The sequence below is a fragment of the Mycobacterium sp. NGS63 genome (assembly GCF_059812295.1).
Map to the genome: position 1 here is coordinate 295,433 of NZ_JCALCJ010000002.1, position 25,472 is coordinate 320,904.

The following is a 25,472-nucleotide window of genomic DNA, read 5'->3' on the forward strand; positions in this document are numbered from 1 at the left end:
GCCGCATTGGGACAGGTTAACCAGCCCGGCCTAAAGTCCTTGTGATCCGGCTGATTTTCATGGGTGAATTGGGGCTGGCCGGCAACTAAGATCCAGCGCGACACCCCCGAGGAGGCTTGCGTGACCGTTACCGACGACTACCTGGCCAACAACGCCGAATACGCGGGCGCGTTCACGGGCCCGCTGCCGATGCCGCCGGGCAAGCACGTCGCCGTGGTGGCGTGCATGGACGCCCGGCTGGACGTCTACCGCCTGCTCGGCCTCAACGAGGGGGAGGCGCACGTCATCCGCAACGCGGGCGGGGTCGTCACCGACGACGTCATCCGCTCGCTGGCCATCAGCCAGCGGCTGCTGGGCACCCGCGAGATCATCCTGATCCACCACACCGATTGCGGGATGCTCACGTTCACCGACGACGACTTCAAGCGCGCCATCCAGGACGAGACCGGCGTCAAGCCCGCGTGGGCCGCGAAGGCGTTCCCCGACGTCGCCGAGGACGTCCGGCAGTCGCTGCGCCGCATCGACCAAAGCCCGTTCGTGACCCTGCACTCCTCGGCGCGCGGCTTCGTCTTCGACGTCGCCACCGGCAAGCTCGACGAAGTCACCCTCTAACCGTCAGCCCACCTTGTACGTCGCGATCGCCTTGGCGACCAGTGTGCCCTGCGGGTCGACGATCTCGGCCTCGCAGTTGACCAGCGACTTGCCCCGCCGCAGTACCCGGCCCACCCCGATGACGTCGGTCGCCCGCGCCGGCGCCATGAAGTCCAGCGCCATCGACACCGTCACGCCGCGCAGCTGCGGGGGCGCGTCGGCGCCGCACCACGCCGCGGCCATGACGGTCAGGTCGGCGAGCGTGGCGATGGCGCCGCCGTGCACCATGTCGCCAAGGGTGACGTTGGAGGGGTCCCACGGCAGCCGCAGCCGGACCTCGTCGTCGCCGAGCTGCTCGGCGACGATGCCCAGCTTCGCGACGAAGGGGGACTGGGGGAGGAATTGCGCGATCACGTCGCGGCCGCTCGGGGTTTCGGATGTCATGCGTCCATGTTTTCGTATCGCCCGCCCGCCGCGTAATCTGACACCCCCTGGAGCGAAAGGGCCGCTCGATGAGTGATGTATCGCAGGGACCCGACTGGTGGCAGGCCTCGGATCTCAAGTGGTATCCGCCGGAGCTGCACGCCGACTACCAGGCAACCCTGCCGCCCCCGCCCGCGCCACCACCCGCGCGCGGTGATCGCAAAGTCGCATTCGTTATCGGGGGGTCCGCCGTACTCGGCATCGCTTTGCTGGTCATTGGGGCCCTGTTCGTTCCAACGGCACTGCGATGGCTGGATTTTGCGGTGATGGGCGCGATCGGGATCGTCGGCGCGACGGCCGCGCTCCGTTCGAGCCAATCGGCCGCGCACAAAGTCGTGACCGTCGTCGCGACGGTGCTCGTCGCACTCGCGGTGCCCGTGACCGCCTATACCCTCTGCCGATTCACCGCGTGGGGCTATTACGCCACGGTCGGCCAACGCTCCACCGGCGCCGCCGCCACCGGCGACAGCTCGTCGTTCTGCTCCGACTTCCTGCAATTCTGGATGGGCCCCCAAGGAGTGCAGAACGCCATCATCGCCGTACAGAGCGCCGACAAGCACTATCACGAGGCTCCGGCCGGGTGGAACGACAGCGAGCTGCAAACCGCCGCCAGCAACGCGCGCACGTTGGCCGCCGAGGCGCCCACCGCCCAGCTCAAGACCGATTTCACCAACATCGCGGACACGCTGTCGGCCGCCGTCAAGCACGACTACAACTACTACGGCACCGGCAACGAGCAACTCGACGTGACCAAGGCCGGCGTCGCGCCCAAGTGCCGGCTGCACATGCCGCTAACTAACTAGCCGCCCTACGCATTGACACCGGCCCACAAGGCTGGTTCCATAGATGGCAATGACCATAAATATGGTCAATTCGACCAAGTTTACCAGAGATGCTCCCCCCGATTCGAGAGGACGCCGATGACCGTGACGACGGCCCCCGCCGCCGGCCAATACGAGTTGAGCCACCTGCGCTCGCTCGAGGCCGAGGCGATCCACATCATCCGGGAGGTGGCCGCGGAGTTCGAGCGGCCGGTGCTGCTGTTCTCCGGCGGCAAGGACTCCATCGTGATGCTGCACCTGGCGCTCAAGGCGTTCCGGCCCGGGCGGCTGCCGTTCCCGGTGATGCACGTCGACACCGGCCACAACTTCGACGAGGTGATCGCCACCCGCGACGAGCTGGTCGCCGAGCACGGGGTGCGCCTGGTGGTCGCCTCGGTGCAGGAGGACATCGACGCGGGCCGGGTGGTCGAGACGATCCCGTCGCGCAACCCGATCCAGACCGTGACGCTCCTAAGGGCCATCCGGGAGAACAAGTTCGACGCCGCGTTCGGCGGGGCGCGCCGCGACGAGGAAAAGGCGCGCGCCAAGGAGCGGGTGTTCAGCTTCCGCGACGAGTTCGGCCAGTGGGACCCGAAGGCGCAGCGCCCCGAGCTGTGGAACCTGTACAACGGCCGCCACCACAAGGGCGAGCACATCCGCGTCTTCCCGCTGTCCAACTGGACCGAGTTCGACATCTGGTCCTACATCGGCGCCGAGAAGGTCAAGCTGCCGTCGATCTATTTCGCGCACCGGCGCAAGGTGTTCAGCCGCGACGGCATGCTGCTGGCCGTGCACCGGCACATGCAGCCGCGCGCCGACGAGCCGGTGTTCGAGGCCACGGTGCGGTTCCGCACCGTCGGCGACGTCACCTGCACCGGGTGCGTGGAATCGGAGGCGGCCACGGTAAGCGAGGTCATCGCCGAGACGGCGGTGTCGCGGCTGACCGAGCGGGGCGCGACCCGCGCCGACGACCGTATCTCCGAGGCCGGAATGGAAGACCGCAAACGGCAGGGGTACTTCTGATGGGCGCTCCCGCAACACTTCTGCGGCTCGCGACGGCCGGCTCGGTCGACGACGGCAAGTCCACGCTGATCGGGCGCCTGCTGTACGACTCCAAGGCCGTGATGGAAGACCAGTGGGCGTCGGTGGAGAAGACGTCCAAGGAGCGCGGGCACGACTACACCGACCTGGCGCTGGTGACCGACGGCCTGCGGGCCGAGCGGGAGCAGGGCATCACGATCGACGTCGCCTACCGCTATTTCGCCACGCCCAAGCGGAAATTCATCATCGCCGACACCCCGGGCCACATCCAGTACACCCGCAACATGGTGACCGGGGCGTCGACGGCGCAGCTGGTGATCGTGCTCGTCGACGCCCGCCACGGCCTGCTCGAGCAGTCCCGCCGGCACGCCTTCCTGGCGTCGCTGCTGGGCATCCAGCACATCGTGCTGGCGGTCAACAAGATGGACCTGATCGACTGGGACAGAACGAAATTCGAGACCATCCGCGACGAGTTCCATGCCTTCGCCGCGCGGCTCGACGTGCAGGACGTGGCCACCATCCCGCTCTCCGCGCTCAACGGCGACAACGTGGTGACCAAGTCGGACAACGCGCCGTGGTACGAGGGGCCGGCGCTGCTCTCCCACCTCGAGGAGGTCTACATCGCCGGCGACCGCAACCTGGTCGACGTGCGGTTCCCGGTCCAGTACGTGATCCGGCCGCAGACCCGCGAGCATCAGGATCACCGCAGCTACGCCGGCACCGTCGCCAGCGGTGTGATGCGCCCCGGCGACGAGGTGGTGGTGCTCCCGGTCGGCAAGACCACCCGCATCACCGCGATCGAGGGCGCCAGCGGGCCGGTGGACGAAGCGTTTCCGCCAATGGCCGTCTCGGTGAGCCTCGCCGACGACATCGACATCTCGCGCGGCGACATGATCGCCCGCACCCACAACCAGCCCAGGGTCACCCAGGACTTCGACGCGACCGTGTGCTGGATGGCCGACGGTTCGGCGCTCGAGCCCGGCCGCGACTACCTCATCAAGCACACCACCCGCACCACGCGGGCGCGGGTCACCGCGCTGGAGTACCGGCTCGACGTCAACACCCTGCACCGCGACAAGACCGCAACGACGTTGCAGCTCAACGAACTTGGGCGCATCTCACTGCGCACCCAGGTCCCGCTGCTGCTCGACGAGTACACCCGCAACGCCAGCACCGGCTCGTTCATCCTGATCGACCCCAACACCAACGGCACGGTGGCGGCGGGCATGGTGCTGCGCGACGTCTCGACCCAGACGGCCAGCCCCAATACGGTGCGGCACAAGTCGCTGGTCGACGCCGAGGCGCGGCCGCGCGGCCGCACGATCTGGTTCACCGGCCTGTCGGGCTCCGGAAAGTCGTCGGTGGCCATGCAGGTCGAGCGGATCCTGCTCGAAAGCGGCGTTCCCGCTTACGTTCTCGACGGCGACAACCTGCGCCACGGCCTGAACGCCGACCTGGGCTTCTCCATGGCCGACCGGGCCGAGAACCTGCGCCGGCTGGCGCACGTGGCGGCGCTGCTGGCCGACTCCGGCCAAACCGTGCTGGTGCCGGCGATCAGCCCGCTGGCCGAGCACCGCGAATTCGCCCGCAAGGTCCACACCGAGGCCGGTTTCGAGTTCTTCGAGGTGTTCTGCGACACCCCGATCGACGAATGCGAAACGCGTGATCCCAAGGGGCTGTACGCCAAAGCGCGCGCCGGCGAGATCGCGAACTTCACCGGCATCGACAGCCCGTACCAGCAGCCGGAGAACCCGGACCTGCGGCTGACGCCGGATCGCGGCGTCGACGAGCAGGCCCGGCTGGTCATCGACCTGCTGCAGTTGCGCACCTAGCCCGCACCCCGCGAATGGCACAATCCTCAACATGCGGATGTCGGCCAAGGCGGAATACGCGGTACGGGCGATGGTCCAGCTGGCCACGGCTCCCGCCGGCACGTTGGTGACCACCGACGAGCTGGCGCACGCGCAGGGCATCCCGCCGCAGTTTCTCGTCGACATCCTCACTAACCTGCGCACCGACCGCCTGGTGCGCAGCCACCGCGGCCGCGAGGGCGGCTACGAACTGGCCCGGCCCCCCGAGGAGATCAGCATCGCCGACGTGCTGCGCTGCATCGACGGCCCGCTGGCCAGCGTCCGCGACATCGGGCTGGGCGACCTGCCCTATTCCGGGCCCACCGCGCCGCTGGCCGACGTGTGGCGGGCGCTGCGGGCCAGCATGCGCTCGGTGCTGGAGGAGACGACGCTGGCCGACGTCGCGGCCGGCGACCTGCCCAAGCATGTCGCGCAGTTCGCCGACGACTATCGCGACCAGGAACACGTGCGGCACGGCTCGCCCCGCGGCGGCGATTAGCCCGAGCCGTACGGCCGCGTCAGGATCTCCATCGCGTGCCCCGACGGGTCCAGGAAGTACACGCCGCGCCCGCCGTCGCGCTCGTTGATCTCGCCGGGCCGTTGTTGGCGGGGGTCGGCCCAGTGCGGCAGGCCGCGCGCGGCGATCTTGCCGTAGATGGCGTCGAAGTCGTCCTCGGAAACCAGGAACGCGTAGTGCTGGCGCCGGATCTCCTCGCCCTCGGGCGCGTCGGTGTAGTCGAGGGTGGCGCCGTGCTCGAGGGCGACGGCCATGAAATGGCCGAACGGTTCAGGGGCGGGCAGCCCGAACAGCTCGGCGAGGAATTCCGCGGACTCGCGCTTGTCGCGCGCGGCGACGATGGTGTGGTTGAAAGCGATCGCCATGTTTCCTGTCTACCCCTCCCCGCGAGCCCCCCTCCCCGCGAGCGGCCGCGTCTGTACGCCGACACGCCGCCAAGGCCGGCATTTTGCGGACGCTCGCGCCCCCAAGACGACCCCCTACTTCGGCGCCGTCAGCTCCAGCGCGATGTTGTCGGGGTCGCGGAACTCCAGGATGTACGACGGGCCGATGTCCTTGACGGGCTCGTGCTCGACGCCGACCTCGTCGAGATGGGCTGTGGCGGCGTCCAATTCGGCCTTGCTGGACAGCCGGAACGCGATGTGGTCGAGGCCGACGCGGTCCTCGTCGAAGCGGTCGGTGGCGACCGGCCGCAACCCTAAAAGCGTGCCGCCGAGGTCGTAGATGACGCCGCCGAACAAAAAGCCGTACTGGTTGCGGACGGCCTCGTCGGCGTTCTCGGGGACTTCCAGCAGCACCGGCCAACCGAAGACGCTCTCGTAAAACCGCCGGGATCGCTCGATGTCGGTGACGGTCAACCGGACGTGCGCGATCGAAGTGCTGGTGAAACCCATCCAGCCCATCGTGCCAGAATCCGGTCCGTGCGGATAGCGATGACGATGCCGGTGATGGAGCCCGACCTGGACGCGGCGGTGCTGGAAAACTGGGCGCGCGCGATAGACGAGGGCCCGTTCTCGTCGCTGTGCTGGGGCGAGCGGATCACGTTCGACAACCCCGACAACCTGACGCTGCTCGGCGCGCTGGCCGCCTGGACCCACCGGGTGCGGCTGGTGACGACGGTCATCGTGCCGCAGCTGCACGACCCCGTCATGCTGGCCAAGGCCCTGGCCACCGGCGACGTGCTCTGCGGCGGGCGGCTGACGGTCGGCGTCGGTGTCGGCGGCAGGGACGAGGACTATCACGCCGTCGGGGCCGACCTGGCCACCCAGACGATGCGCGGCATGGCCGAGCGGGTGGCGGTGATGAAGCGGGTGTGGGCCGGCGAAAAGACCACCGACTCGGTGCTGCCGGTCGGCCCGGCCCCCGTCCAGCCCGGTGGGCCGCCGCTGCTGGTCGGCAGCATCGGGCCCAAGACCATCCGCAGCGCCGCGACCTGGGCCGACGGGCTGGCCGGCACCACGCTGGACCTCGACGTCGCCAAGCAGGGCGAGCTGTTCGACGTGGCGCGGCAGGCGTGGGCCGAGGCCAACCGGCCCGCGCCGCACCTGGCGACGTCGTTCTGGTTCGCGTTCGGCCCGCCCGAGCAGGCCCGCGCCCAGATGTATCGCCACCTGCGGCGTTACATGAACTGGATACCGGCCGAGTACGTCGACGCGATGGCGCCGACGACCGGCTTCGCCGGCGGCGAGGACGAGCTGCTGGCGGTGTTGCGCAAGTTCGCGGACATCGGCACCGACGAGGTGCAGCTCATCACGACGAGCTCGGACCTCGACCAGGTGCGCCGCGCCGCCGACGTCGCCGCGAAGCTCTAAACGGGCTGTCCCTTGCGCAGCGTCGCCAGCAGCTCGCGGTAGGGCCCGACGAGGTAGACGGTGTCGCCGGCGCGCAGCCGGGCGTCGCGCCGCGGGTGGAGCTGGTCGGGCTCGTCGTCGCGGGTGATCGCGATGACGCGGGTCTGGGTGGACAGCTCGAACATCCGCAGCCCGTCGAGCTCGCTGCCGGCCGCGACGTGCATTCCGCCGACCATGAACGAGCGCTGCCCCACCCAGAACGTCCCCAGCACCTGCAGCCCCATTGCGGCCCCGATGAACCACGGCGCGGCCAATTCGACTGTGGAACGGACGTTTTCGAAGCCGAACCGCTGCGCCACGGCCGCGCCCAGCGCACGGTCGAAGATGCGCAGCACGATCGGCACATCGGGCCGCACGACCTCGGGCATCACCCGCGGGCCCAGCATCTCGCGCAGCACGATCCCGGTTTCGATGTTGACCATGTCGTCCTGGGTCAGCACCGCCACGGCGCGGGCGCGGTCGACGCGGGCGGCCTCGAGCGTCTTGCGCAGCGTGGCGTCGCCGAAGATCACCGGCACCTCGAGGTCGGCGGCCGTCGACAGGAAGCGGTTGTTCTCGTCGCGCTCGATGACGGCGACGTCGTAGCCGGCGGTCGTCAGGTCGCCGACGACGCGGATGCCGAACGAGCCCAGCCCGACGACCACGACGTGGTCGCGCAGGTGGCGCGCGCGGCGCAGCCCCGCCGAGTGCACGAAGCGGCGCGACAGCAGCAGGTCGGCGAGGAACGCCACCAGCAGCGCGGTGATCGTGATGCCCGCGAACATCATTGCGACGCCGAACAATCGGAGCCATGCGGCCTGATGCCCGAACCCGAATTCGCCGTAGCCCACCGTGGTGATCGTCTCGCCGGTGAAGTACAGCGCGTCGATCCACGACAGCCGGGGCCGGTAGGACACGCGCACCACGACCGTCGACCCGAAGATCAGGATCAGCCCGAGGACCAACGCGGGGAACAACATCGGGTTGACGTCGTCGCGGAACGCGCGCGCGGCGTCGAGGATGCGCCGCAGCCACGAGTGGTGGGAGCGCGTCGCCGTCGGGCGGGGGACTTCGATGCCGCGGGCGGCCAGTTCGTCGGTGGTGCCGATCATCGACGTGCAGTCACCCGGGTGCACGGGCAGGTCGCGTCCCGGGCACGCCACGATCGCGCCGGGGGTGGGGGAGTTCTCGCCGTGGACCACCGCCACCGGCGCCAGGTCGCCGTAGATCTCGCGCAGGGTTCCCCCGCGCGGCGCCTCGGCGTCGGAGACCACGAACTTGATGCCGGCCGCCTCGAACGGGTGCGTGTGGTGTTCCAAGCACGCCTCCACCACCGAGGGCGCCGCGAGGTCGGCGACGTCCAGGATCGCCCCCGGCCCGTTGTCGTCTGCCACCGCCTCGCGCAGCACGTCGTTGGCCAGCCGCGCCACCACCCGCACGTTGGGGTTGGCTTTCCTTGTCAGCAAGGCGATTTCGAGGTTGCTCGCGTCGTCGTCGCCGGCGCAGACCACGGCGCTCGCCTGCGTGAGGTCGGCGGTGGCCAGCTCGTGCGGCTTGAGCTCGACGATGCTGGCGCCGGCGTTCTTCAGCTCCTCGGCGATCGTCGTCGCCAGGGCGTCGTCACCGCTGACGATGATCTGACCTCGCATGCGAGAGGCCCCGACTACAGCACCCGGACGTCGGAAGGCGACCAGAAGGCCCGCATCGAGGTGATCTTGGCGTCCTCGTCGAACGCCATCGTCGAGATCGGCGAGATCCGGGTGCGGGCGTCACCGGCGTCGAGCGTCAGGTGCCAGAAGAACGCCGCCTCGCCGGCGCCGACCCGCAGCTCGACGAGTTCGGTCTCCTTCTTGGCATCCTGGAACGCCGCGTAGAACTCGTGGATGGCGTCGTGGCCGCGGCGCAGGTCCGATCCGATCGGGTCCTCGACGGTGGCGTCGGGGGTGTACAGCGTCACGATGTCGTCGGCTTTGCCGTCGGCGACGAGCGCGAGATAGCGATTCACGGTGTCTGCGATGGCTTCCTGGGATGGCATGGATTCGGACGCTACTCCCTTGCCCGCAATACTGGCGGGATGCCGTTCATCGAATGCGTGGCGTCGCGCGAGGTGTACCGAAACCGATGGCTGGTGGTCCGCGAGGACGACATCCGCCGCCCGGACGGCAGCCCGGGCATCTACGCGGTGGTGGACAAGCCCACGTACGCGCTGGTGATGCCCTACGACGGGCGCCGCTTCCGGTTGGTCGAGCAGTTCCGCTATCCCCTTGGGGAGCGGCGCTGGGAGTTCCCGCAGGGCAGCGCGCCCGACCTGGCCGAGGTCGAGCCGCAGCGGCTGGCCGAGCGCGAGTTGCGTGAGGAAACTGGGTTGCGCGCCACGACGTTCGAGGCGCTGGGCCTGCTCGACGTGGCCGCCGGGATGAGCAGCCAGCGCGGGTGGGTGTTTCTGGCGACCGGGATCGTCGAGGGCGAGGCCGAGCGCGAGCACGAGGAACAGGACATGCGCAGCGCGTGGTTCGCGCGCGAGGAGGTCGAGGAGATGATGCGCACCGGGGTGATCACCGACGCGCAGTCGATCGCCGCCTACGGCCTGTTCCTGTTGCGTGAGCGGTGACTTCCGGCGCACGCGCTCTATATTCAGCGTCATGACCCTGGACCCCTCGAGCGTTCTGCTGACCGACCGCGTCGCGGTGGTCACCGGCGGCGGCGCGGGCATCGGCCGCGGCATCGCGAAGGGGCTGAAGGCCTTCGGCGCGCGGGTTGCGATCTGGGAGCGCGACCCGGACTCGTGCGCGTCGGCCGCCACCGAGATCGGGGCGCTGGGCATACCGGTTGACGTGCGCGACGCCGCCGCGGTGGACGCCGCGCTGGCGCAGACGTGCGCCGAGCTCGGGACGGTGACGATCCTGGTCAACAACGCCGGCGGGGTGTTCTGGTCGGGGATCCTCGACACCACCGAAAACGGTTGGGACGCACTGTATAAGTCGAACCTGCGCCATGTGTACCTGTGCACGCAGCGGGTGGCCCGCATCCTCGTCGAGCGGCAGTTGCCGGGCAGCGTCATCAGCGTCACCTCGATCGAGGGCGTGCGCGCCGCACCCGGGTACGCGACCTACGCGGCGGCCAAGGCCGGTGTCATCAACTACACCAAGACCGCGGCGCTCGAGCTTGCGCCGCACGGCATCCGGGTCAACGCGCTGGCGCCCGACATCACCATGACCGAAGGGATCCGGCGGATGGCGCCGCCGGGCGCCGAGGAGCGCATCGGCTGCACCGTCCCGATGGGGCGCGCGGGCCATGTCGACGAGATGGCCGGTGCGGCAGTGTTTCTCGCCTCCGACATGTCCAGCTACATCACCGGGCAGACGATCCACGTCGACGGCGGCACGCACGCCGCCGGCGGCTGGTATCACCATCCGGAGACCGGCGCGTACGCGCTGGGCCCGACGAGCGGCTGATCACGTGGGCCCTATTGAGGCGGCACTTTGGCGGCGATCTGATGCGCGATGTCGATCGCGGCGCCGGCCGGAGCGCCGCCGCACGTGTTGACGTCGACGGCGATGTTGTCGGCCACGGTCAGCGCCCGCTGACACGACGTGCCGTCGCGGCCCTCGAGGGTGCTGGTGTAGCTCAGGGTGCCGTTGGTGTTCGAAACCGGCCCCACGCTCCACACGACACCGGGTTTGCCGGCCCAGGTCTCGGTATGTTGCCGGTTGGAGCAGGCCGGCCACTGCTGGGCGGAGGCACTGAAAAACGCTTCTGCGTCGTGCGGGGAGGGAAACGAGACCACACCCTGGTCGGCGGAACGAGCCGGAGTGTTGGCGGGCGCCTTGAGCACTTGTTCGCGAAAGGCGGTCCACCCGCTGCCGGCATAGGCCTGCGCTATCAGCACGCCGCTCAGGGGTCGGCACGCCGGATCCGAAACCTGGGCGCTCACGTCGGTCATCGTGGTGGTGAAGTGGTCGACCGTCATCCCGGTGGTGTTCATCGCGGTGTTGATCTGGTCGGGGCTGAGCAGCAGCCGTTCCAGCGCGGCCTCCGCCGGAGTGGCCATGGCGAAGGGCTGCGTGGCGGACCACTTCCAGGAATGCATGATGGCGTCGAACTCGGCGTGGTCGACCGCGGCATCATCGGGCTCGCCGATGAAGTTGACCACGTACTCGACGGTGCGGTGCTGGACGATGTAACTCTGGCCGTGCGCGCCGGCGGGCGCCGCGCCGGTGGGCCGCGTCAAGGTGTAGGAGAAGCGCAATGCGGCCTCGCCGTCGACGGTCGTCGGTTGCAGGTCCCCGCCCGGGTCGACGGCTCCCTTCGTCTGATTCACCATCTGATCCATGCCCGATTTGCCGCTCTCCTGCAGCGCCGACGTGGCGGGGCTTTCGCCCACGACCATGCTTCCGCCGTGCGCACGAGCCAGGAGGAGAACGAGGGCCTTCGCGTGGGGTATGTTCGCCGCCTGCCAGTTGGGCGGGACACTCACCGCGAAGCTGTTGTCCTCGGCGTTCATAGCGATCGGCGGGGGACCGTGCCGGACGAGATGTCGGTACCCGACAACGCCGCCCACGCCCAGCGCGACGAGGGCAACGATCACCCCGAGCGCGACGGCCGGGTTGCGCGGCGTTTCTTCGGAGCCGCGCCGCCGAGCGGCGTATTTGTACAGGTAGTACACAAAGCCGATAACCAGGACGGCCTGTAGCGCGGCGTTGAACCACCGGTGGTCCATCGCGCTGACGGTGGCCGCGAAGACCGCCGCCGGCAGCCCGACGACACAGGCGACGAATCGAAACTTTTCGAACCCTGACAGTTGCCGCCACATCGTCGCAGCCTCCTGAAACACCCCGGAACCGCCGCGTCCGGAGGACGAAATCATATTCCGTTCGTCAGGTTGGGGGAGTTGTCTTGGCGGATCCTTGGAACGCTCGTCGTACAGTTCCTTTCGGATTCCCCCTATCGGGTATATGAGGAGCGCGCAATGACGATCGTGCTGGTGCATGGCAATCCGGAAAGCGACGCGATCTGGGGCCCACTGGTCGATGCCCTCGGCCGTGAGGACGTGGTGCGGCTGTCCCCGCCGGGATTCGGCGTGCCGCTGCCCGACGACTTCCCGGCCACCTACCTCGCCTACCGCGACTGGCTCGAGGGCGAGCTGGAAAAGATCGACGGCCCGATCGACCTTGTCGGCCACGACTGGGGTGGCGGGCACGTGGTCAACGCGGTGATGCACCGCCCCGAGCTGGTGCGCAGCTGGGTCAGCGACGTCCTCGGCATCTTCGACCCCGACTACGTCTGGCACGACCTGGCGCAGGTCTGGCAGACGCCGGACGCCGGCGAGCAGCTCGTCGACACCATGATGGGGGGGACGGTGGAGGACTGGGTGGCCCAGGTGGGGCCGATGGGCATCCCCGCCGACGTCGCGGCCTCGATCGCGCAGGCGCACGGCCCGGAGATGGGCCGCGCCATCCTGGCGGTCTACCGATCGGCGACCCAGCCGGTGATGGCCGAGGCCGGCCGCGCGCTCGAGAAGGCGGCGGCCCGCCCGGGTCTGTCGATACTCGCCACCGAGGACACCTACGTCGGGTCGGCCGAGAGCCGCCGTCGCGCGGCCGAGCGGGCCGGGGCGCGCACGGAAGTGCTTGAGGGACTGGGGCATTGGTGGATGCTGCAGGACCCGGCCGGCAGCGCCGCCGTCCTCACCCGTTTCTGGGATTCGCTCGACTGAGCGACTAACCGTGGTCGGGCGGCGGGAAGCGGGTGAGGCAATACGCGGTGAGGTCCAGGGTCAACTGGTCGAGCTGAGCCTGCCGCGGCAGCCGGCGCGCACCGGCGGTGAACCCCGCCACGAACACTGCCGCGATGGTGCGAAGGTTCTTGCGATTCGCCGCGGCCGCAGCGCTTTTGAGCAGCTTGATGATGTCGGCGCTCTCCACCGCGGCCAGCGCCATCATCTTGCGGATCCCGTCGGTGATCTCGGGTTCGTCGGTCAGGTTGCAGATGGCCTGGCCGTGCGCGGCGATCCGGTCGTACAGGCCGCCGAGGCTTTCGGCGTAGACCCGCGTGAGTTGCTCGAGGTATTGCTGCCGAGCCTCGGCGTCGTCGGAGGTGGGCACTTCGATCGCGGCCGTGCGCTCCCGGATGGTCTCGTCGCGGTGCAGCCGTTCGTCGAGCGCGCCCAGGAACGCTCGGACCTGAGCCTCGAGCGCGGCGTCGGTTGATTCGCCGGCCACGGCTCCCCACGCTAATGGCCTCTGAGCTGCGAAAACAAGAGTCTTCCCGGCAGGGCTCGAATGTGACACTCGGACGGCCGAGCCCATACGATGAAGGACAGCTGCGCGGACAGCTCCCGCGCGACGTGTGGGGCTGGTGAGAGGGGAGTGACGGTGCCTCGGGTATACGACATCGAGTTGCGGTTCACGCCCGGCGACAACGATCCTGACGACGGTGCCCGGTTTGCGGAATTCTTGGATTCCGTTACCGACGAGTTGGCCAAAGCCGGCATTGACGCTGACTACGCGGCGGCGATTGCTGATATGCGTGCCCTGGGAAGGCTAGCGGCAGCGGTTGTTTCGACGTGGACGAATAGCAAACAGGTCGGCAGATTCGCGACGCGCTTTCACCAACACCCCAACGGCAGGCACCGATCGTTACATTATTGCGCTGTCGCGTAATCGCGTTCCGGATCGCAGCCGGGATCTGCGGCGCCGTTGTTGTACTGCTCCTCGCACACAACGCAAGCTGGTTTGTGGTAGACAGCGACGCCACGTTCAGCAAGTTTCTGCATGGCCCATTGGTTTACGGATACGCCTTGCTCCGCCGCCTCGATAGTCAGCCGGCGGTGGAGCTCGGGCGACGTACGCACGAACACCTTCCCGCTGTATTTACGATCGGCGAGTGGCTCGGGTGGCGTTTCACCCTCGCTTTGCATATCGACGACAACGTTGGCGACCAGCGTGCGGATACCCCGGAGCGCCTCGACCATGTCGCGGTCCAGCCACGATAGCGAGGGGAACTCGGTAACAAGGCCGACCCATTCCTCGTCTTCTGGCGACCACTCGACGCGGTATGTGTAATGCAGTTCGTTCATTCCTGCCCACCCCTTTCTTTTTCGACTTTGTCTATGGCTAGCAATACTTGTTTAACCTGGTATGGCTTCGCCTGGCCGCTCTTGCCAGGTTGAATATTGGCCCGCGGGTCCCCCGCCCAAGGCATCTTGAAGACGGCGTGACTCGTGCTCTTCTGACGTGGTGCGCCGAAATATTCGACACACACCTTGTACAGGTCCGCGTATTTGACGTTCGCTGGGTTCTCGCGCATCTGCGCGACGATTTTGGCGACCCGTCCTGCACCCACACCCCAATGCTAGCGCATATGTTAGCATACCCACAGATGTTGACGCGCTGTACGACACATCTCTTCTCGCAACTCGGAGCCCCGGGCCCGCGAATGCCGGCGCCCGCCTTGGCATCTCTCGACGGAGCGCTGCTTCTAAGGGGTTCATGGCTGGGCGCACCCACCATGCGACGTCCGCGATTGCGACCGCCGCGATAAGGCGGCAGAAGAGCAAGAATCGGCGCAACTGATGGACGGTCGCCCAGGCTGGCCGATCGGGTCCGTCTGAAGTGGCAGTAATACGACATCTAGCTGCGAAAATAGGAGTGCCCCCGGCAGGATTCGAACCTGCGGCCTTCTGCTCCGGAGGCAGACGCTCTATCCCCTGAGCTACGGGGGCGCACCGACGTGAATGTCGCGCCAATTGGGCCCCGCTAGACTAGCGCATCCCGGTGGCTGCTTCGTCACTGCGACGATTCGGGGGGAGAGCACCCGAGCCAATAGGATGGACGCTCGTGACCCCCGCCGACCTGGCTGAGCTGCTCAAAGTCACCGCCTCCGCGGTGCTTGCCGAGCGCGGGCTCGACGCTGCCGCGCTGCCGGCGACGGTGACGGTGGAGCGGCCGCGCAATCCCGAGCACGGCGACTACGCCAGCAACCTGGCGCTGCAGCTGGGGAAGAAGGTCGGCGCCAACCCGCGCGAGCTGGCCGAATGGCTGGCCGCCAAGCTCCAGCAACAAGACGGCATCGCCGAGGCCGACGTCGCCGGGCCCGGCTTCATCAACATGCGCCTCGAATCCCAGGCGCAGGCCAAGATCGTCACCAACGTCATCGACGCCGGCGACGGCTACGGCCACTCCGACGCCCTCGCCGGACACAAGATCAACCTCGAGTTCGTGTCGGCCAACCCGACCGGGCCCATCCACATCGGCGGCACCCGCTGGGCCGCCGTCGGTGACGCGCTCGGCCGGCTGCTGACCACCCAGGGCGCCGCCGTCACCCGCGAGTACTACTTCAACGACCACGGCGCCCAGATCGACCGGTTCGCCGCCTCGCTGATCGCCGCGGCCAAGGGCGAGCCCACCCCGGAAGACGGCTACGCGGGCGCCTACATCAACGACATCGCCGCGCAAATCGTCCAGAAGGCGCCCGGCGCGCTCAACTTGCCCGACGCCGAGATGCACGAGACCTTCCGCTCCATCGGCGTCGACCTGATGTTCAGCCACATCAAGGAGTCGCTGCACGAATTCGGCACCGACTTCGACGTCTACACCCACGAAGACTCGATGCACACCAGCGGCCGGGTCGAGGAGGCCATCGCCCGGCTTCGCGAGAGCGGCAACATCTACGAGAAGGACGGCGCAATCTGGTTGCGCGCCAGCGCCTTTGGTGACGACAAGGACCGCGTCGTGATCAAGAGCGACGGCAAGCCGGCCTACATCGCCGGCGACATCGCCTACTACCTGGACAAGCGGCAGCGCGGCTTCGACCTGTGCATCTACATGCTCGGCGCCGACCACCACGGCTACATCGCCCGGCTGAAGGCCGTGGCCGCCGCCGTCGGCGACGACCCGGCCACCGTCGAGGTGCTCATCGGGCAGATGGTCAACCTGGTCCGCGACGGCCAGCCGGTCCGGATGAGCAAGCGCGCCGGGACCGTGCTTACCCTCGACGACCTGGTCGAGGCCATCGGCGTCGACGCGGCGCGCTACAGCCTGATCCGCTCGTCGGTGGACACCCCGATCGACATCGACCTGGCGCTGTGGTCCTCGGCCTCCCACGAAAACCCGGTCTACTACGTGCAATACGCGCACGCGCGGCTCTCGGCGCTGGCCCGCAACGCCGCCGAACTCGGCCTGATCCCGAGCACCGAGCACCTCGAGCTGCTCGGCCACGACAAGGAGGGCACGCTGCTGCGCACCCTGGGCGAGTTCCCCCGGGTGCTGCAGACCGCGGCCAATCTCCGCGAACCGCACCGGATCTGCCGCTACCTCGAAGACCTCGCCGGCGACTACCACCGGTTCTACGACTCGTGTCGCGTGTTGCCCCAGGGCGATGAGCCGCCCACCGACCTGCACACCGCGCGCCTGGCGCTGTGCCAGGCCGCCCGCCAGGTCATCGCCAACGGGCTGACCATCCTCGGCGTCAGCGCCCCGGAGCGAATGTGAACGTCCATCCCGCCGGTCCCCGGCACGCCGAGGACACCCGCCCCGCCGAAAGCCCGCAGCGCCCGCAGTCCCCCGAGGAGCTGCTGCGGCTGGCCCCGAACGTGTGGCCGCGCAGCACAACTCGCGACGACGCGGGCGCCGCGGTCATCGGGGGAGTGGGCCTCACCCAGCTGGCCCAGGAGTACGGCACCCCGCTGTTCGTCATCGACGAGGACGACTTCCGCTCCCGTTGCCGCGACATGACCAAAGCCTTCGGCGGCGGCCACAACGTGCACTACGCCGCCAAGGCGTTCCTGTGCACCGAAATCGCGCGCTGGATCAACGAAGAGGGCCTGTCGCTGGACGTGTGCACCGGCGGCGAACTGGCCGTCGCGCTGCACGCCGACTTCCCGCCGGAGCGAATCACCTTGCACGGCAACAACAAATCCGTCGCGGAACTCACCGCCGCGGTCAAGGCCGGTGTCGGCCACATCGTCCTGGACTCGATGACCGAGATCGAGCGCCTCGACGCCATCGCGGGCGAGGCGGGCGTCGTGCAGGACGTGCTGGTGCGCCTGACCGTCGGGGTGGAGGCCCACACCCACGAATTCATCTCCACCGCCCACGAGGACCAGAAGTTCGGGCTGTCGGTGGCCAGCGGCGCGGCGATGGCCGCGGTGCGCCGGGTGTTCGCCACTGACCACCTGAGGCTGGTCGGGCTGCACAGCCACATCGGCTCGCAAATCTTCGACGTCGCCGGCTTCGAGATCGCCGCCCACCGGGTCATCGGCCTGCTGCACGACATCGTGGCCGAATTCGGCCAGGAAAAGACCGCACAGCTTTCGACGGTCGATCTCGGCGGCGGCTTCGGCATCTCGTATTTGGCGCCCGACGACCCGCCGCCGATCGCCGAACTGGCCCAAAAGCTTTCCGCGATCATCAGCAGCGAGTCGGCCGCCGTCGGCCTGCCCACGCCGAAGCTGGTGGTCGAGCCCGGGCGCGCCATCGCCGGGCCGGGCACCATCACCCTCTACGAGGTCGGCACCGTCAAGGACGTCGACGTCAGCACCACCGCGCACCGGCGCTACGTCAGCGTCGACGGCGGCATGAGCGACAACATCCGCACCGCGCTCTACGACGCGCAGTACGACGCCCGGCTGGTCTCGCGAATCAGCGACGCCCCCGCCGAGCTGGCCCGCATCGTCGGAAAGCATTGCGAGACGGGCGATATCGTCGTCCGCGACACCTGGGTCCCCGGCGACCTGGAGCCCGGCGACCTGCTCGGGGTCGCCGCCACCGGCGCCTACTGCTATTCGCTGTCGAGCCGTTACAACATGATCTGCCGCCCCGCGGTGGTGGCCGTGCGCGGCGGGCGGGCCCGCCTGATCCTGCGCCGGGAGACGGTCGACGACCTGCTTAGTCTGGAAGTGAGGTGACCCGTGTCCGGTGACGAAAAGACCGTCGGCGTAGCAGTTCTCGGGCTGGGCAACGTCGGTAGCGAAGTCGTCCGCATCATCGAGGACAGCGCCGAGGACCTGGCGGCCCGCATCGGCGCCCCGCTGGTGTTGCGCGGGATCGGCGTGCGCCGCGTCGCCGCCGACCGCGGCGTTCCGGTCGAGCTGCTGACCGACGACATCGACGAGCTGGTCGCGCGCGAGGACGTCGACATCGTCGTCGAATTGATGGGACCGGTCGAGCCCGCCCGCAAGGCCATCCTCGCGGCGCTCGAGCGCGGCAAGTCCGTCGTCACCGCCAACAAGGCGCTGCTGTCCACCTCCACCGGCGAGCTGGCGCAGGCGGCCGAAAGCGCCCACGTCGACCTGTATTTCGAGGCGGCGGTCGCCGGCGCGATCCCGGTGATCCGCCCGCTGAACCAGTCGCTGGCCGGTGACACGGTGCTGCGGGTGGCCGGCATCGTCAACGGCACCACCAACTACATCCTGTCCGCGATGGACAGCACCGGCGCCGACTACGACAGCGCCCTGGCCGACGCGAGCGCGCTGGGCTACGCCGAGGCCGACCCCACCGCCGACGTCGAGGGCTACGACGCCGCCGCCAAGGCGGCGATCCTGGCGTCCATCGCCTTCCACACCCGGGTACACGCCGACGACGTCTACCGGGAGGGCATCACCAAGGTCACCCCGGAGGATTTCGCCTCCGCAAAATCCCTGGGCTGCACCATCAAGCTGCTGTCCATCTGCGAGCGCATCACCACCGATGAGGGACAACGGGTTTCGGCCCGCGTCTACCCGGCGCTGGTGCCGCTGACGCACCCACTCGCCACGGTCAACGGGGCGTTCAACGCGGTGGTCGTCGAGGCCGCGGCCTCGGGGCGGCTGATGTTCTACGGCCAGGGCGCCGGCGGCGCGCCCACCGCGTCGGCGGTCACCGGCGATTTGGTGATGGCGGCCCGCAATCGGGTCCTGGGCAGTCGCGGGCCGAGGGAGTCCCGGTACGCCAAACTGCCCGTCGCGCCGATGGGTGTCATCCCCACCCGCTACTACGTCAGCATGAACGTCGCCGACGAGCCCGGCGTGTTGTCCTCGGTGGCATCGGAATTCGCCAAGCGCGAGGTGAGCATCGCCGAGGTCCGCCAGGAGGGCATGGTGGACGAGGGCGGCCGGCGGGTGGGCGCCCGCGTCGTCGTGGTCACCCATACCGCCACCGACGCCGCGCTCTCCGAAACCGTCGCCGCGCTCGCCGATCTCGACGTCGTGCAGAGCGTGACAAGCGTGCTCCGACTGGAAGGAAACGGCCTGTGAGCGCTCCCCGGGTGACGGCCACCCACCAACCCTGGCCGGGCGTCATCGCGGCCTACCGCGACCGGTTGCCGGTCGGCGACGACTGGACCCCGGTCACCCTGCTCGAGGGCGGCACCCCGCTGATCGCCGCCGGCAGGCTGTCGGAAAAGACCGGCTGCACGGTGCATCTCAAGGTCGAGGGCCTCAACCCCACCGGCTCCTTCAAGGACCGCGGCATGACGATGGCCGTCACCGACGCGCTGGCCCGCGGCCAGCAGGCCGTGCTGTGCGCGTCGACCGGGAACACCTCCGCGTCGGCGGCGGCCTACGCCGCGCGCGCCGGCATCACCTGCGCCGTGCTCATCCCGCAGGGCAAGATCGCGATGGGCAAGCTGGCGCAGGCGGTGATGCACGGCGCCAAGATCATTCAGATCGACGGCAACTTCGACGACTGCCTGGAGCTGGCCCGCAAGATGGCCGCCGACTTCCCGACCATCTCGCTGGTGAACTCGGTCAACCCGGTGCGCATCGAGGGCCAGAAGACCGCGGCGTTCGAGATCGTCGACGCGCTGGGCGCCGCGCCCGACGTGCACGCGCTGCCGGTCGGCAACGCCGGCAACATCACCGCGTACTGGAAGGGCTACACGGAATACCACCAGGACGGCGTCATCGAGCGGCTGCCCCGCATGCTGGGCGCGCAGGCCGCCGGCGCGGCGCCGCTGGTGCTCGGCGAGCCGGTCAGCCACCCGGAGACCATCGCGACCGCGATCCGCATCGGCGCGCCCGCGTCGTGGACGGCCGCGGTCGCGGCGCAGCAGCAATCCAACGGGCGCTTTCTGGCCGTCACCGACGAGGAGATCCTCGCGGCCTACCACCTGGTGGCCGCCTCCGAGGGCGTGTTCGTCGAGCCCGCGTCGGCCGCCAGCATCGCCGGCCTGCTCAAGGCCGTCGACGACGGCTGGGTCGCCCGCGGGTCGACGGTGGTCTGCACGGTCACCGGCAACGGCCTCAAGGACCCCGACACCGCGCTGAAGGACATGCCCGTCGTGTCCCCGCTGCCGGTCGACCCCGTGCTGGTGGTCGAACAGCTGGGGCTGGCCTGAACATGATGCTCCCCGCCGGGCTGGTCGGCAGCGCCGTGGTGTCGGCGTCCAGCGCCAACCTCGGCCCCGGCTTCGACAGCATCGGCCTGGCGCTCAGCCTGTGCGACGAGATCGTCGTGGAGACAACGGATTCCGGCCTGACCGTGGTGGTCGAGGGCGAGGGCGCCGACCACGTGCCGCGCGACGCCGAGCACCTGGTGGTGCGCGCCGTGCAGCGCGGCCTGCGCGCCGCGGGGGTCAAAGCGCCCGGCCTGGTGGTGCGGTGCCGCAACGCCATCCCGCACTCGCGCGGGCTGGGCTCGTCGGCGGCGGCCGTCGTCGGCGGCCTGGCGGCGGTGAACGGCCTTGTCGCACAGGTTGATTCGCCCCCGCTGAGCGTCGACCAGCTGATCCAGCTGTCCTCGGAGTTCGAGGGTCACCCCGACAACGCCGCCGCCGCGGTGCTGGGTGGCGCGGTGGTGTCGTGGATCGAGCGCACCGGCGACCGGCCCGACTACCGCGCCGTGCCGCTGCGGCTGCACCCCGACATCCGGCTGTTCTGCGCGATCCCCGAGGAGCGCTCGTCGACCGCCGAGACCCGGGTGCTGCTGCCCGCCCAGGTCAGCCACGACGACGCCCGGTTCAACGTCAGCCGCGCCGCGCTGCTGGTGGTGGCCCTCACCGAACGGCCGGACCTGCTGATGGCGGCCACCGAAGACGTGCTGCACCAGCCCCAGCGCGCACCGGCGATGCCCGCCTCGGCGGAATATTTGCGACTGCTGCGGCGTCATAACGTGTCAGCGACGCTGTCCGGGGCCGGTCCCTCGCTGATCGCGCTCAGCACGGAACCCGAGCTGCCCGCCGAAGCGCTGGAGTACGGGGCCGCGAACGGATTCACCATCGCGAACATGACCGCCGGCGAAGGGGTTCGGTGGAGCCCCGGGGTCGCCGTAGCCGGTTGCAAGCCGGCTGAAAACGCCGGTTGAACAGGCGCGGCCGGAGGGTTTGCTTGCTTCCGCCCCGGATGCAGGTTATCCTCGGACCCGTCCAGCAATCGCAGCATCTAACACTGCCTTGCCGCTAGGACAACACCAATTCTTCTCGTGAACGAGGTTCGCCGTTTTTCTCCGCCGATCCTGGCGATCACCGTTGCAGAGTCGATGATTGGGCGCACTCGGCGATTTGGCTGAATGCAACGAACCCCCTATGACCTGATCAGCAGGGGAAGAAAGGAACTCCGTGACCGATACGGACCTCTTCACGGCTGGCGAGAGCACCGACAGCAATCAGGTGCCCAACCCCGTGACCACAGACACCACCGACACAGCCGACGTCAAACCCGCTACCGGGTCCGGCTCCCTGTCCACCATGGTGCTGCCCGAACTGCGCGCGCTGGCCAACCAAGTCGGCGTCAAGGGCACGTCGGGCATGCGCAAGAACGAACTCATCGCCGCGATAAAGGAAATCAGGGGACAGGCCAACGGCACCCCGGCGCCCGCCGCTTCGGAGGACAAAACCGACTCCGGCAAAACCGACACGGCCAAGACCGACACCGCCCCCGCCGACAAGCCGCACGGCGACCAGAACGGTGCCACCGCCGAGGCGCCGCGCCGGGAACGCCGCGGTGCCGCCCGCGAGGCGGGATCGCCCGAGAAGCAGACGCAAGAAAAGGGCGCCAACACCGCCAACACCGCCGAGACCGACAAACGCCAAGAGCGCCAACAGGACAGCGGCAACGACCAGGGCGGCCAGCAGTCGCGCGGCTCGAACCAGCAAGACGACGACGGCGAGGGCCGGCAGGGCCGGCGGGGACGCCGGTTCCGCGACCGCAGGCGCCGCGGCGAACGCTCGGGTGACGGCGCCGACGCCGAATTGCGCGACGACGACGTCGTCCAGCCGGTCGCCGGAATCCTTGACGTCCTCGACAATTACGCGTTCGTGCGCACCTCCGGCTATCTGGCCGGCCCGCACGACGTGTACGTGTCGATGAACATGGTGCGCAAGAACGGCCTGCGCCGCGGCGACGCCGTGACCGGCGCGGTCCGGGTCCCCCGCGACGGCGAGCAGCCCAACCAGCGACAGAAGTTCAACCCTCTGGTGCGCCTGGACAGCGTCAATGGCGGCTCGGTCGAGGACGCCAAGAAGCGCCCCGAATTCGGCAAGCTGACCCCGCTGTACCCCAACCAGCGGCTGCGCCTGGAGACCACCACCGAGCGGCTGACCACCCGGGTCATCGACCTGATCATGCCGATCGGCAAGGGCCAGCGCGCCCTGATCGTCTCGCCGCCCAAGGCCGGTAAGACGACGATCTTGCAGGACATCGCCAACGCGATCACCAAGAACAACCCCGAATGCCACCTCATGGTCGTCCTCGTCGACGAGCGGCCCGAGGAGGTCACCGACATGCAGCGCTCGGTCAAGGGCGAGGTCATCGCCTCGACGTTCGACCGGCCGCCGTCGGACCACACCTCGGTCGCCGAGCTGGCCATCGAACGCGCCAAGCGGCTCGTCGAACAGGGCCAGGACGTCGTCGTGCTGCTCGACTCGATCACCCGCCTGGGCCGCGCCTACAACAACGCCTCGCCCGCGTCGGGCCGGATCCTGTCCGGTGGTGTCGACTCCACCGCCCTGTACCCGCCGAAGCGCTTCCTCGGCGCGGCCCGCAACATCGAGGAGGGCGGGTCGCTGACGATCATCGCCACCGCGATGGTCGAGACCGGCTCCACCGGTGACACCGTCATCTTCGAGGAGTTCAAGGGCACCGGTAACGCCGAGCTCAAGCTGGACCGCAAGATCGCCGAGCGCCGGGTCTTCCCCGCTGTCGACGTGAACCCGTCCGGCACCCGCAAGGACGAGCTGTTGCTGTCGCCCGACGAGTTCGGCATCGTGCACAAGCTGCGCCGCGTGCTGTCGGGTCTGGACCCCCACCAGGCCATCGACTTGCTGATGAGCCAGCTGCGCAAGACCAAGAACAACTACGAGTTCCTGGTCCAGGTCTCCAAGACCACCCCCGGCTCGATGGACAACGACTAACCACCTACCGCCGTGGCGGAGACGCTGCAGCAGCTGCTCCGCGAGCGCCTGGAGCAGGACACCACGGCGCTCAAGTACGGCGAGGACGTCTGGACCTGGCGCGAGCACCTGGCCGACGCCGAGAAAGTCGCCGCGGCCCTGATCCGCGCCGCCGACCCGCGCCGGCCGCTGCACGTCGGCGCGCTGCTGGGCAACACCCCCGAGATGCTCACCGCACTGGCCGCGGCCGCGCTCGGCGGATACGTGCTGTGCGCGGTCAATGACACGCGCCGCGGCGCCGCCCTGGCCGGCGACATCCTCCGCGCCGACTGCCAGATCCTGCTCACCGACGCCGCGCACCGGGGCCTGCTTGACGGGCTGGACCTGCCCGGGGTGCGGGTGTTCGACGTGGCCGGCGAGCCCTGGCGGGCCATGCTGGCCGCCGCCGGCCCGCTGACCCCGTATCGCGAGGTCGGGCCCACCGACACCTTCGTCATGATGTTCACCTCCGGGACCAGCGGCGATCCCAAGGCCGTGCAGATCACCCACGCCGCGGTGCTGTTCGCCGGCGCCACGCTGCTCGCGCGGTTCGGCCTGGACGCCTCCGACGTCTGCTACCTGTCCATGCCCCTGTTCCACGCGAACTCGCTGTTCGCGGGGTGGAGCGTGGGGGTGAGCGCCGGCGCGGCCATGGCCCCCGCGACGTTCTCGGCGTCCGGGCTGCTGGGTGACCTGCGCCGCTACGGCGTCACCTTCATGAACTACGTCGGCAAACCGCTCGCCTTCGTGCTGGCGACGCCCGAGCGGCCCGACGACCGCGACAACCCGCTGCGCGTCGCGGTCGGCAACGAGGCGAGCGACCGCGACATCGCCGAGTTCGGCCGGCGTTTCGACTGCACGGTCTGGGACGCCTACGGGTCCACCGAGGGCGCGATCATCATCATGCGCGACGACGGCTGCCCGCCCGGATCGCTCGGCCGCGGCTTCCCCGGAGTGGCCGTCTACGACCCGGACACGCTGGCCGAATGCCCGCCGGCCACCTTCGACGGGGAAGGCGCCCTGACCAACGCCGAGGAGGCGATAGGGGAGCTGGTCAACACCACCGGCGCCGGCCTGTTCGCCGGCTACTACAACGACCGCGAGGCCACCGACGCGCGGCTGCGACACGGCATGTTCTGGTCCGGCGACCTCGCCTACCGCGACGCCGACGGGTGGATCTACTTCGCCGGGCGCAGCGGCGAGTGGCTGCGCGTCGACGGGGAGAACATGACCACCGCGCCCATCGAACGGATCCTGCAGCGGTTGGCGCCGATCAGCCAGGTCGCGGTGTACGCGGTGCCCGACGAGCGCGTCGGCGACCAGGTGATGGCCGCGATCGTGCTGGCCGACGGCGCGGACCTGACGCCTGAGGAGTTCGGGCGTTTCCTCGCCGAGCAGCCCGACCTGTCGCCCAAGGCCTGGCCACGGCACGTCTGGCTCACCGATCGGCTGCCGGCCACGGCGACCAACAAGGTCCTCAAGCGCGAGCTGACCGCGCGCGGCGCCACCCCCGGCAGCGGCGTGGTCTGGACCCGCGACCCCAAAACCCGCGCCTACCGCACCACTTAAGCCACCGGGAATGCCCAGGCGCCGCCCGGCGTTTGGGGAGGTGGCGGTTGACCTGGCATAATCGACGGTCGACTACCCCCGAGGACCAGCTCAGGTCCCTGGAGTTCGCGCCGAGAGCGCAAACGATCGAAGAGGACACATGAAAGCCGATATTCACCCCGCCTACGCGGAGACCACCGTGCACTGCGGGTGCGGGAACACCTTCACCACGCGCAGCACCAAGCCCGGCGGCAACATCGTCGTCGAGGTCTGCTCGCAGTGCCACCCCTTCTACACCGGCAAGCAGAAGATCCTCGACAGCGGCGGCCGCGTGGCCCGTTTCGAGAAGCGCTACGGCAAGCGCAAGGCCGCGGCCGACAACGCCGACGCCGACAAATAGCTGGATCGCCGACGCCCGAACTGTGCGCTACGCCGCGCAGGCCGGGCG

Annotated in this window: 25 protein-coding genes, 1 tRNA gene and 1 pseudogene; 17 read left to right on the plus strand and 10 right to left on the minus strand. The window is 69.1% G+C overall.

From position 1 onward, the window contains the following. Nucleotides 1-120: 120 nt before the first annotated feature. Nucleotides 121-612: a beta-class carbonic anhydrase gene (locus tag AC5Y4Z_RS04700; protein WP_499961162.1), complete on the plus strand. Its 492-nt coding sequence runs from the start codon at nt 121-123 to the stop codon at nt 610-612. 3 nt (nt 613-615) lie between these two features. On the opposite strand, the gene AC5Y4Z_RS04705 is transcribed toward AC5Y4Z_RS04700, so the two are convergent. Beyond that, the gene (locus AC5Y4Z_RS04705) at nt 616-1,005 is read right to left on the minus strand and encodes a PaaI family thioesterase (protein ID WP_499961825.1); all 390 of its coding nucleotides are present in this window, start codon (nt 1,003-1,005) and stop codon (nt 616-618) included. A gap of 98 nt (nt 1,006-1,103) precedes the next feature. Here AC5Y4Z_RS04705 and AC5Y4Z_RS04710 point away from each other — a divergent pair, with 98 nt between their 5' ends. From AC5Y4Z_RS04710 to AC5Y4Z_RS04725, 4 genes and pseudogenes are all read left to right on the plus strand, one after another. Then, the gene (locus AC5Y4Z_RS04710) at nt 1,104-1,877 is read left to right on the plus strand and encodes a hypothetical protein (protein WP_499961163.1); all 774 of its coding nucleotides are present in this window, start codon (nt 1,104-1,106) and stop codon (nt 1,875-1,877) included. 43 nt (nt 1,878-1,920) lie between these two features. Beyond that, nucleotides 1,921-2,918, plus strand: a pseudogene (cysD, locus tag AC5Y4Z_RS04715) (sulfate adenylyltransferase subunit CysD). Continuing rightward, nucleotides 2,918-4,768: an adenylyl-sulfate kinase gene (gene cysC, locus AC5Y4Z_RS04720; RefSeq protein ID WP_499961164.1), complete on the plus strand. Its 1,851-nt coding sequence runs from the start codon at nt 2,918-2,920 to the stop codon at nt 4,766-4,768. Before cysD ends, cysC begins: the two are co-directional and overlap by 1 nt. A 31-nt stretch (nt 4,769-4,799) precedes the next feature. Then, complete coding sequence (locus AC5Y4Z_RS04725; RefSeq protein ID WP_499961165.1) at nt 4,800-5,285, plus strand: Rrf2 family transcriptional regulator; 486 nt, start codon at nt 4,800-4,802, stop codon at nt 5,283-5,285. Here AC5Y4Z_RS04725 and AC5Y4Z_RS04730 read toward each other — a convergent pair. After that, on the minus strand, nt 5,282-5,668 hold the full coding sequence (locus tag AC5Y4Z_RS04730; RefSeq protein WP_499961166.1) for a VOC family protein: 387 nt from the start codon (nt 5,666-5,668) through the stop codon (nt 5,282-5,284). The genes AC5Y4Z_RS04725 and AC5Y4Z_RS04730 overlap by 4 nt on opposite strands. A 114-nt stretch (nt 5,669-5,782) precedes the next feature. After that, nucleotides 5,783-6,196, minus strand: a complete 414-nt coding sequence (locus tag AC5Y4Z_RS04735) for a VOC family protein (RefSeq protein WP_499961167.1) — start codon at nt 6,194-6,196, stop codon at nt 5,783-5,785. A gap of 39 nt (nt 6,197-6,235) precedes the next feature. Between AC5Y4Z_RS04735 and AC5Y4Z_RS04740 the strand changes: the two genes are divergently transcribed. Next, on the plus strand, nt 6,236-7,114 hold the full coding sequence (locus AC5Y4Z_RS04740; protein ID WP_499961828.1) for an LLM class flavin-dependent oxidoreductase: 879 nt from the start codon (nt 6,236-6,238) through the stop codon (nt 7,112-7,114). On the opposite strand, the gene AC5Y4Z_RS04745 is transcribed toward AC5Y4Z_RS04740, so the two are convergent. Then, a complete protein-coding gene (locus AC5Y4Z_RS04745) occupies nt 7,111-8,781 on the minus strand; it encodes an NAD-binding protein (RefSeq protein ID WP_499961168.1) in 1,671 nt (556 codons plus the stop codon). The two genes, AC5Y4Z_RS04740 and AC5Y4Z_RS04745, sit on opposite strands and share 4 nt — an antisense overlap. A gap of 14 nt (nt 8,782-8,795) precedes the next feature. After that, nucleotides 8,796-9,167 (minus strand): nuclear transport factor 2 family protein, encoded by a 372-nt coding sequence (locus AC5Y4Z_RS04750; protein WP_499961169.1) that lies wholly within the window; start codon nt 9,165-9,167, stop codon nt 8,796-8,798. A 39-nt stretch (nt 9,168-9,206) separates the two neighbouring features. Here AC5Y4Z_RS04750 and AC5Y4Z_RS04755 point away from each other — a divergent pair, with 39 nt between their 5' ends. Next, nucleotides 9,207-9,743: an NUDIX domain-containing protein gene (locus AC5Y4Z_RS04755; protein WP_499961170.1), complete on the plus strand. Its 537-nt coding sequence runs from the start codon at nt 9,207-9,209 to the stop codon at nt 9,741-9,743. Between the two features lie 31 nt (nt 9,744-9,774). Continuing rightward, nucleotides 9,775-10,587: an SDR family NAD(P)-dependent oxidoreductase gene (locus tag AC5Y4Z_RS04760; protein WP_499961171.1), complete on the plus strand. Its 813-nt coding sequence runs from the start codon at nt 9,775-9,777 to the stop codon at nt 10,585-10,587. Between the two features lie 11 nt (nt 10,588-10,598). Here AC5Y4Z_RS04760 and AC5Y4Z_RS04765 read toward each other — a convergent pair whose 3' ends face one another. After that, nucleotides 10,599-12,122 (minus strand): sensor domain-containing protein, encoded by a 1,524-nt coding sequence (locus AC5Y4Z_RS04765; RefSeq protein ID WP_499961172.1) that lies wholly within the window; start codon nt 12,120-12,122, stop codon nt 10,599-10,601. On the opposite strand from AC5Y4Z_RS04765, the gene AC5Y4Z_RS04770 reads away from it, so the two are divergent. Then, nucleotides 12,102-12,848: an alpha/beta fold hydrolase gene (locus tag AC5Y4Z_RS04770; RefSeq protein ID WP_499961173.1), complete on the plus strand. Its 747-nt coding sequence runs from the start codon at nt 12,102-12,104 to the stop codon at nt 12,846-12,848. The two genes, AC5Y4Z_RS04765 and AC5Y4Z_RS04770, sit on opposite strands and share 21 nt — an antisense overlap. 4 nt (nt 12,849-12,852) lie before the next feature. On the opposite strand, the gene AC5Y4Z_RS04775 is transcribed toward AC5Y4Z_RS04770, so the two are convergent. The 4 genes from AC5Y4Z_RS04775 to AC5Y4Z_RS04790 all read right to left on the minus strand — a co-directional run bounded on the left by AC5Y4Z_RS04775 (nt 12,853) and on the right by AC5Y4Z_RS04790 (nt 14,855). Further along, entirely contained in the window at nt 12,853-13,353 is a 501-nt protein-coding gene (locus AC5Y4Z_RS04775; protein WP_499961174.1) for a hypothetical protein, read from the minus strand. A gap of 422 nt (nt 13,354-13,775) precedes the next feature. Then, entirely contained in the window at nt 13,776-14,210 is a 435-nt protein-coding gene (locus AC5Y4Z_RS04780; RefSeq protein WP_499961175.1) for a type II toxin-antitoxin system HicB family antitoxin, read from the minus strand. After that, a complete protein-coding gene (locus tag AC5Y4Z_RS04785; protein WP_499961176.1) occupies nt 14,207-14,476 on the minus strand; it encodes a toxin HicA in 270 nt (89 codons plus the stop codon). Before AC5Y4Z_RS04785 ends, AC5Y4Z_RS04780 begins: the two co-directional genes overlap by 4 nt. Nucleotides 14,477-14,782: 306 nt before the next feature. Continuing rightward, a tRNA-Arg gene (locus AC5Y4Z_RS04790) sits at nt 14,783-14,855 on the minus strand. Between the two features lie 115 nt (nt 14,856-14,970). Here AC5Y4Z_RS04790 and argS point away from each other — a divergent pair. The 8 genes from argS (at nt 14,971) to rpmE (ending at nt 25,424) form a co-directional block, all read left to right on the plus strand. After that, nucleotides 14,971-16,623 (plus strand): arginine--tRNA ligase, encoded by a 1,653-nt coding sequence (gene argS, locus AC5Y4Z_RS04795; protein ID WP_499961177.1) that lies wholly within the window; start codon nt 14,971-14,973, stop codon nt 16,621-16,623. Continuing rightward, nucleotides 16,620-18,038: a diaminopimelate decarboxylase gene (lysA, locus tag AC5Y4Z_RS04800; RefSeq protein WP_499961178.1), complete on the plus strand. Its 1,419-nt coding sequence runs from the start codon at nt 16,620-16,622 to the stop codon at nt 18,036-18,038. The genes argS and lysA overlap by 4 nt, the downstream gene beginning before the upstream one ends. A 3-nt stretch (nt 18,039-18,041) precedes the next feature. Continuing rightward, nucleotides 18,042-19,364 carry a homoserine dehydrogenase gene (locus tag AC5Y4Z_RS04805; protein ID WP_499961179.1) on the plus strand — a complete coding sequence of 441 codons (1,323 nt, stop codon included), beginning with the start codon at nt 18,042-18,044 and terminating at the stop codon, nt 19,362-19,364. A gap of 11 nt (nt 19,365-19,375) precedes the next feature. Beyond that, entirely contained in the window at nt 19,376-20,446 is a 1,071-nt protein-coding gene (thrC, locus tag AC5Y4Z_RS04810; RefSeq protein ID WP_499961830.1) for a threonine synthase, read from the plus strand. A gap of 5 nt (nt 20,447-20,451) precedes the next feature. Further along, nucleotides 20,452-21,411, plus strand: a complete 960-nt coding sequence (gene thrB, locus AC5Y4Z_RS04815; RefSeq protein WP_499961832.1) for a homoserine kinase — start codon at nt 20,452-20,454, stop codon at nt 21,409-21,411. Between the two features lie 304 nt (nt 21,412-21,715). Continuing rightward, a complete protein-coding gene (gene rho, locus AC5Y4Z_RS04820; RefSeq protein ID WP_499961834.1) occupies nt 21,716-23,458 on the plus strand; it encodes a transcription termination factor Rho in 1,743 nt (580 codons plus the stop codon). Nucleotides 23,459-23,470: 12 nt separating this feature from the next. Continuing rightward, nucleotides 23,471-25,045 carry a fatty-acid--CoA ligase FadD1 gene (gene fadD1 / locus AC5Y4Z_RS04825; protein ID WP_499961180.1) on the plus strand — a complete coding sequence of 525 codons (1,575 nt, stop codon included), beginning with the start codon at nt 23,471-23,473 and terminating at the stop codon, nt 25,043-25,045. Nucleotides 25,046-25,184: 139 nt separating this feature from the next. Next, a complete protein-coding gene (gene rpmE / locus AC5Y4Z_RS04830; protein WP_499961181.1) occupies nt 25,185-25,424 on the plus strand; it encodes a 50S ribosomal protein L31 in 240 nt (79 codons plus the stop codon). Nucleotides 25,425-25,472: the final 48 nt, after the last annotated feature.

Bases quoted from the DNA above. Each gene is read 5' to 3' on its own strand.
- AC5Y4Z_RS04760 (WP_499961171.1), top strand. From the start codon at position 9,775: ATGACCCTGGACCCCTCGAGCGTTCTGCTGACCGACCGCGTCGCGGTG.
- AC5Y4Z_RS04745 (WP_499961168.1), bottom strand. From the start codon at position 8,781: ATGCGAGGTCAGATCATCGTCAGCGGTGACGACGCCCTGGCGACGACG.
- AC5Y4Z_RS04730 (WP_499961166.1), bottom strand. From the start codon at position 5,668: ATGGCGATCGCTTTCAACCACACCATCGTCGCCGCGCGCGACAAGCGC.
- thrB (WP_499961832.1), top strand. From the start codon at position 20,452: ATGCTCCCCGCCGGGCTGGTCGGCAGCGCCGTGGTGTCGGCGTCCAGC.
- AC5Y4Z_RS04750 (WP_499961169.1), bottom strand. From the start codon at position 9,167: ATGCCATCCCAGGAAGCCATCGCAGACACCGTGAATCGCTATCTCGCG.
- cysC (WP_499961164.1), top strand. From the start codon at position 2,918: ATGGGCGCTCCCGCAACACTTCTGCGGCTCGCGACGGCCGGCTCGGTC.
- AC5Y4Z_RS04710 (WP_499961163.1), top strand. From the start codon at position 1,104: ATGAGTGATGTATCGCAGGGACCCGACTGGTGGCAGGCCTCGGATCTC.
- AC5Y4Z_RS04770 (WP_499961173.1), top strand. From the start codon at position 12,102: ATGACGATCGTGCTGGTGCATGGCAATCCGGAAAGCGACGCGATCTGG.
- AC5Y4Z_RS04755 (WP_499961170.1), top strand. From the start codon at position 9,207: ATGCCGTTCATCGAATGCGTGGCGTCGCGCGAGGTGTACCGAAACCGA.
- rpmE (WP_499961181.1), top strand. From the start codon at position 25,185: ATGAAAGCCGATATTCACCCCGCCTACGCGGAGACCACCGTGCACTGC.
- AC5Y4Z_RS04735 (WP_499961167.1), bottom strand. From the start codon at position 6,196: ATGGGTTTCACCAGCACTTCGATCGCGCACGTCCGGTTGACCGTCACC.
- AC5Y4Z_RS04740 (WP_499961828.1), top strand. From the start codon at position 6,236: ATGACGATGCCGGTGATGGAGCCCGACCTGGACGCGGCGGTGCTGGAA.
- AC5Y4Z_RS04780 (WP_499961175.1), bottom strand. From the start codon at position 14,210: ATGAACGAACTGCATTACACATACCGCGTCGAGTGGTCGCCAGAAGAC.
- AC5Y4Z_RS04725 (WP_499961165.1), top strand. From the start codon at position 4,800: ATGCGGATGTCGGCCAAGGCGGAATACGCGGTACGGGCGATGGTCCAG.
- AC5Y4Z_RS04765 (WP_499961172.1), bottom strand. From the start codon at position 12,122: ATGCACCAGCACGATCGTCATTGCGCGCTCCTCATATACCCGATAGGG.